This is a genomic window from Cnuella takakiae, assembly GCF_001953305.1.
Classification (GTDB): Bacteria; Bacteroidota; Bacteroidia; order Chitinophagales; family Chitinophagaceae; genus Flavisolibacter; species Flavisolibacter takakiae.
This window is the reverse complement of record NZ_MTFE01000010.1, coordinates 1,626,572-1,632,685: the sequence shown is the minus strand read 5'-3', so window position 1 is coordinate 1,632,685 and position 6,114 is coordinate 1,626,572. Positions and strand designations below refer to the sequence as shown.

The window sequence follows — 6,114 nt, the reverse complement described above, 5'->3', positions numbered from 1 at the left end:
AAAGCAATCCCCAGCAATAAGGGTATCTATACTGGTCAGCTTTAGTGTTTTACAGCGGCAGGGGCTTGCTTCGGCGCGCAAGCTTTCAAATTTGAATGGCTGTTGCTGCGCCTCGCAATGACGGGCGGCTTCCCAATACCTAATTCCCAATCACAATTCACTACTCACCATTCACCATTGCCCATTCACAACCCCACCCCCATCAAAAAGATATTCGTCCCGGTAGGTACCGGTTCAAAGCTAGCCGATTGTTGGATTTGTCCATTGTCATCGTAGCGCACGCTTTTGGCTACCTGCAACTTTTCAGCACTTTCAACCAGGGTGAAGGTCTTTTCGATCTGGATCTTCTGATCAAATTGCGGGAAGGTGCGGATATGCCCATTAAGCGTAGTGTCCCATATCTTGGTGAACGTACCGGTTTTATTGGCAACGGCACCAACGGTCAGCGTTACCGTTGTTTGCACTTTATCAAATAGGGCAGGACTATAATCTTTTGCGGCAAAAACCTGGTAGATCACTTTTTTCTCAACAGGCTTTTCCAACACCACCTCCGGCTCGGGATCTTTGGTGCAGGAAGCAAGCAGCAAAAAAAGCATTGCGCATGAAACAACCGTACGCAGCATAAGCAGTATAAAATTTGCAGCAAAGAAAAAGGGCGCTTTGCAAAACAGGGCCCAAATTCGATAACCGGCAATAACAGATTATGGGCGCAGCAGAACTCGATGCACACAACAGGACGATCACCATTCACTCGCACTTTATTTTTTACGGTAGTGCAGCCACCCCTCAATTGGCCGAACAACTGCGAGATGAAGTGGAAACATTGTGGAACGAACCAAAGGCGCAGGTGGAAATCGGTCGGCTACTGTTTACACCCCAATTCCGCATTACGGCAAGTGTTGCCGACCAGATGCTTGACATCGACATTTACCAAAACACCGACCCGCGGAACAACTATTTCCGCATCGAAAACTTTGCCGCCACCAATATTTCCTTTGTGGACGGGCTGGGTTGCAACAGCGGGTATTTTTTGCTTGAAAATTTATACGCAGGTTCTACAACAGCAGCCCACGAATACGGCCACACTTTAGGCCTCGACCACCCCGAAGAACTGGATATCAGGGGCAAGGGCACACCGGGTATCATGTACCCAAGGGGCACCCTGGTGGATCCGCAGTACCAATACGACCCTTTGGTTCCTGCCGGACAAAAAGGCGGCACCCTCCACCCCATGCACCGCCGCGTGCTGCCTGCTGATATCAGAGCCCTGCGCCTGCACCGCCTGCGCTGGCAGGGCAACAGCGCCGTTGTTGGCGATTTTACCAACGTTTATCACGATAACCACACCAGCTATCACATGGGTTAACACCCAATATCCAATTCGCAGTATTTTATGTGCGGTTCTTTCACCAAACACATACACTATGCGAAAGATTTTACTGTTAACCTTACTCGGCTGCATGGGCACTTTACTGCATGCCCAGCCCAAACTGCCCCCCAATTATTTCTGGCGCAAGCTGCCCAACGGACTTGAAGTGGTGGTTATTGAAAACAACCGCGTGCCGTTGGCCACCATCGAGATGGCCGTCAAAAACGGCGCTTACACCGAAGGCCCTGAATTCAGTGGCTTGTCGCACCTCTTTGAGCACATGTTCTTCAAAGCCAACAAAGACTATCCCAACCAGGAGCAGTTTATTGCCCGCACCGAAGAACTGGGGATGATCTGGAACGGTACTACCGGCGATGAAAGGGTAAACTATTATTTCACGTTTGACAGGGACAGCCTCGAAGCAGGACTCAAGTTTATGAACGCGGCCATGCGTTTTCCCATTTACCGGCCCGAGGACATGCAAAAGGAAAGACCCGTGGTGGATGGCGAATTCCAGCGTGCCGAAAGCGACCCCGGGTTCCAGCTGTGGATCGATGTAAATAAGCGTTTGTGGGGCGACCTGTTTACCCGTAAAAACGCTATTGGCGACCACGATGTTATCAACACGGCCACGCCGCAAAAAATGATGACCATCAAGGACAAATACTACCATCCCAACAACAGCATACTGGTAATTACCGGCGATGTACAGCACGACAAGGCTTTTGCCCTTGCTGAAAACATTTATGGCGACTGGGCCCATAGCGGTTTTGAGCCCAATGAAAAATACCCGCTACCGGAGTTTAAGCCGCTTACCCAAACCCAGTATTTTGTAAAAGAGTCCAACATTGCCCAAACCCCTTATATCATGCTGGGCTGGCATGGCCCCGATACCCGCAACGATTCGGCAGGTACGCTGGCAGCCGACCTGTTTTCGGCAGCACTCAAACTCAACTCCTCCAAATGGCAGCAGGCCCTGGTGGATAAGGGCCTTGCTTCCGCGGTAGATATGGGCTACCAAACCGCCAAGTATGTTGGCCCCATCTTTATTTATGTGCTGCCCAACCCAGGCAAGATGAAGGAGTGCTATGCAGAGATGATGAAGCAAATCGCCCAGTTTTCGGAACCCGGTTACCTGACCGATGAACAGATAGCAACTGCCAAGGAAAACATGATCCGCAACGATATCCGCAGCAAGGAAAAGCCTTCCACCCTGAGTATGGGTATGACTTATTGGTGGTGCAGCGCCTCACTGGATTATTACACCAACTATGTACAGAACCTGCAGCAGGTAAGCCGTCAGGATATCACCAACTATGTGAACAAGTACATAAAAGGCAAACCCTATGTTGCCGGGCTCATCATCAATCCCGAAATGAACAAGCAGATCAAGCCTGCAGAATTCTTCACCACTAAAGACCTCTAACCATGCGCAGCTATATCCATAAAATAATTATCGCCTGCTGTTGCCTGCTACCCATGGCAGCCGGGGCACAGCTGAAAGACCCCTACGAAATGAACATCAGCGGGGTAAAAGTGATTGTACAACCCAGCGGCAACGACATCGTGGAAGTGCTTACCATCATCAAGGGTGGCGTGTACAACTACACCGCCGATAAAGCTGGTATCGAGAACCTCGCCATCACGGCGCTTACCGAATGCGGCACGGTTAAAGACGACAAGAACAGTTTCAAGAACAAGCTGGATAAAGTAAGCGCACAGGTGGGTGGTGGTGCCGGACGTGATTTTTCTTCGTTCCGGATGAACTGCATCCGCGCCGACCTGGAGCAGGTATGGCCCCTGTATGTTGATGCCCTAACCCAGCCCCGCTTTGATGCTAAAGAATTTGCCCGCATGAAGCAGGACGCCATCACCGGTTTGAAGGCTGAGGAATCAAACCCCGATGCAGCCATCGACCAGCTATCGATGAACCTTGCCTTTGCCGGGAAGGCCTATGCCAAAAGGCCACAGGGCACGGTTGCTACTGTTGGCAAGCTTACTGCCGAAGAGACAAAGGCCTTTTATAAGAAATTGCTGAACCGCGGCAGGCTCACCATGGTGGTGGTAGGCGAAGTGCCCCGCGCCGAGCTGGAGCAAAAGATCAGCGCCATGCTGGATCGTATCCCGGCAGGGCAGCCATTTGTAGTAAAAAAAGACAGCTATACCCCGCCTGCCAACACCATCAAACCCGAGCAGAAGGATATCGCAACCAACTATATTAAAGGCATTACTGGAGCACCCCAACCCGGCACCCCCGATTACAATGCCTTTGTGCTGGCCATGCGGATTTTCTATACCCGGCATTTTGTGGAAGTACGCAGCAACCAGGGCTTGTCTTATGCACCCCAGGTTTGGTTCAGCGGAGGGCTGACGCCTTATGCCAATATCTATGTAACCACCACCGAACCGGATAAGTACGTGGCAGTAGCCCGCAACCTGATAGAGAAAATAAAGCGCGAAGGTTTTACTGAAAAAGAATTGAAGGACCGCAAAACGGGGTATATCTCGGAAACCTATTACCGCCAGGAAACCAACAGTGCCATGGCCGGTGCCCTGGCCAGCAACGAGGTGATACACGGCAACTGGAAGCGGGCCATGACGGTAAAGGATGATATGCAGAAAGTGTCGCTTGCCGACATCAACCGGGTGTTTTCCAAGTATATCACCAACATCACCTGGGCCTACCAGGGAGATCCGAAAAAAGTAAACCAGGCTTTATACATCCAGAAGGACGCACCGCCGCTCCCTAAAGATGTAAAGACCTTCTAACGATCAAACTTCTTTGCGCCTCTGCGCCTTTGCGAGCAATATGTCTCGCAAAGGCGCTAAGGCGCAAAGTTTTTTATTGCTGTTTTCCTTCCAAAGCTTTTACTGCGCTCAGCACATCGGGGTACTGGAAATGATATCCACCCGCTTCTGCCTTGCGGCTGCTCACGGTGGCACTCTTCAGTACTTCAATGCTCATTTCACCCAGCATGGTTTTGAGTACAAAAGCAGGAACCGGCGCCGGGATGGCCAGGCCGCCTTTTACTTTGGCCATGGTTTGGATCAGGGTTTTGCTGCTTACAGGTTGAGGCGCAACACCGTTGTAAGGGCCGCTCCAGCTGCCGTCTTCCATGGCTTTGATGTAGAGGCCAACAATATCGTCGATATGAATCCAGCTCACCACCTGCCTGCCATTGCCCAATATGCTGGCCACGCCAAAGCCGAGGGGTTTGCGAAACTCTTTATAAGCACCGCCTTCCTGGCTCAGTACGATACCGGTGCGCAGGTATACCAGCCTTTTGCCCATGGCAGCGACCGGTGCAATGGCGTCTTCCCATGCCTTGCAGGTAGTACCCAGGAATGACCTGTCTACCGGGTCCGTTTCTACAAAGGGACGAGGATTGGGTATTTGTGGGTCGGGGCCATACCAGCCAATGGCGGAGGAGCTGATGACCGCCTGCACCTTGTTGGGTGTTTCCTTCAGGGCTTTCACCAGCAGCCGCCCACTATGTACGCGGCTGTCTACAATTTCCTGTTTGCGGGCTTCCGTCCAGCGGCCATCGGCTACATTGGCGCCGGCCAGGTGCACGATAAAGTCGGCACGGCCAATGGCTTTTTCATCAATGGTTTGCGCCTCCACATTCCACAGCGCATAAGATATGCCTGCCCGGGGCTTTGTTTTATTGGGCACCTTCCGGGTTAGAATGATTACTTCATGTCCTTTGCCTGCCAGTGCCGTACATAAAGCCCTGCCAATAAGTCCTGTACCGCCGGTAATGATTACTGTAGCCATAGTGTGGTGTAGAGACAAACAAAGATGCGGATTGTTGGGGAGGAATGGTGAGTGGTGAATAGTGATTGGGGATTAGGTATTAGGAATTAGGTATTGGGTATTGGGTATCAATAATGAAATTTCCTCCTTAATAAATTTTTGTTAAGCAAGTACCTCCCGGGTAAAGCAGCGAACACCTTGAAATTGATCTAATACCAGGTAGTAAGCCCGACCCAAATCCTTACTGAAAACAGTTCTTCTATCACTGAAGTAAATTTCAACTAAACAATTCCCAATCACCAATACCCAATACCTAGTTCCCAATCACCAATACCCAAAGATCTTGGCATTGATTTTTCATAGTTGCCCTAAATACACCAGCATATGAAACCAACTATAGCTTTAGGCGGCGGCCTGATTGGTGCAGCTGCCATTACGCTTATCCACGAATCGGTAAAAAATATTGTTCCCAAGGCACCCCGTATGGACCTGGTGGGCATGGAAGCCATGTCGCGCATCATGATGCGTTCCGGCACCCTGCCCCCGCCACCCAAAAAGTTGTACACTGCGGCATTGGTTGGCGACCTGGTGAGCAATGCCTTGTATTATAGTGTTGCCGGCATCGGCAGCAGCAAGGATGTATGGACCCGCGGCGCTGCCCTGGGCATTGCAGCCGGACTGGGCGCCTTGCTGGTTCCCCAACGTGTGGGCCTGCTTTCGGCGCCTTCGTACCGCAGCAAAGCTTCGCAAAGCATGACCCTTGGCCTTTATGTAATTGGCGGGCTGGTAGCAGCGGCAGCCATGAACTGGCTGCACAAGAAATCGCTGGAACGTAAAAATGCTTACCAAAACCATCCCTATCACGACCAACTGGGAATGGAAGCAGGCGTTACCTATCCCCAATAAAGGACCTGGTCTTCAGATTAAGGTAGTTTTTGAAACATACTGAGTGCTCCTATTAAGCTAGCAAAGCCAACCAGTCCCCTTC

The 6,114-nt window shown here is 51.1% G+C and carries 6 protein-coding genes; 4 read left to right on the top strand and 2 right to left on the bottom strand.

Annotated elements, in window-relative coordinates:
• Window positions 1-185 precede the first annotated feature (185 nt).
• On the bottom strand, window positions 186-596 hold the full coding sequence (locus tag BUE76_RS07355; RefSeq protein WP_143157209.1) for a hypothetical protein: 411 nt from the start codon (window positions 594-596) through the stop codon (window positions 186-188).
• 107 nt (window positions 597-703) lie between these two features.
• On the opposite strand from BUE76_RS07355, the gene BUE76_RS07350 reads away from it, so the two are divergent.
• Genes BUE76_RS07350 through BUE76_RS07340 form a run of 3 tightly spaced genes read left to right on the top strand, consistent with a single transcriptional unit; the run spans window position 704 to window position 4,138 of the window.
• Complete coding sequence (locus tag BUE76_RS07350; RefSeq protein ID WP_073040380.1) at window positions 704-1,366, top strand: peptidase M10; 663 nt, start codon at window positions 704-706, stop codon at window positions 1,364-1,366.
• 58 nt (window positions 1,367-1,424) lie between these two features.
• Complete coding sequence (locus BUE76_RS07345; RefSeq protein ID WP_073040383.1) at window positions 1,425-2,795, top strand: M16 family metallopeptidase; 1,371 nt, start codon at window positions 1,425-1,427, stop codon at window positions 2,793-2,795.
• A 2-nt stretch (window positions 2,796-2,797) separates the two neighbouring features.
• Window positions 2,798-4,138, top strand: a complete 1,341-nt coding sequence (locus tag BUE76_RS07340) for a M16 family metallopeptidase (protein WP_073040385.1) — start codon at window positions 2,798-2,800, stop codon at window positions 4,136-4,138.
• 73 nt (window positions 4,139-4,211) lie between these two features.
• On the opposite strand, the gene BUE76_RS07335 is transcribed toward BUE76_RS07340, so the two are convergent.
• On the bottom strand, window positions 4,212-5,147 hold the full coding sequence (locus BUE76_RS07335; RefSeq protein ID WP_073040386.1) for a TIGR01777 family oxidoreductase: 936 nt from the start codon (window positions 5,145-5,147) through the stop codon (window positions 4,212-4,214).
• A 363-nt stretch (window positions 5,148-5,510) separates the two neighbouring features.
• Between BUE76_RS07335 and BUE76_RS07330 the strand changes: the two genes are divergently transcribed.
• Entirely contained in the window at window positions 5,511-6,032 is a 522-nt protein-coding gene (locus tag BUE76_RS07330) for a hypothetical protein (protein ID WP_073040389.1), read from the top strand.
• Window positions 6,033-6,114: the final 82 nt, after the last annotated feature.

What these genes read in the sequence shown, in the direction of transcription:
- BUE76_RS07355 (WP_143157209.1), bottom strand. Translation starts at nt 596, where the DNA reads ATGCTTTTTTTGCTGCTTGCTTCCTGCACCAAAGATCCCGAGCCGGAG.
- BUE76_RS07345 (WP_073040383.1), top strand. Translation starts at nt 1,425, where the DNA reads ATGCGAAAGATTTTACTGTTAACCTTACTCGGCTGCATGGGCACTTTA.
- BUE76_RS07335 (WP_073040386.1), bottom strand. Translation starts at nt 5,147, where the DNA reads ATGGCTACAGTAATCATTACCGGCGGTACAGGACTTATTGGCAGGGCT.
- BUE76_RS07350 (WP_073040380.1), top strand. Translation starts at nt 704, where the DNA reads ATGGGCGCAGCAGAACTCGATGCACACAACAGGACGATCACCATTCAC.
- BUE76_RS07340 (WP_073040385.1), top strand. Translation starts at nt 2,798, where the DNA reads ATGCGCAGCTATATCCATAAAATAATTATCGCCTGCTGTTGCCTGCTA.
- BUE76_RS07330 (WP_073040389.1), top strand. Translation starts at nt 5,511, where the DNA reads ATGAAACCAACTATAGCTTTAGGCGGCGGCCTGATTGGTGCAGCTGCC.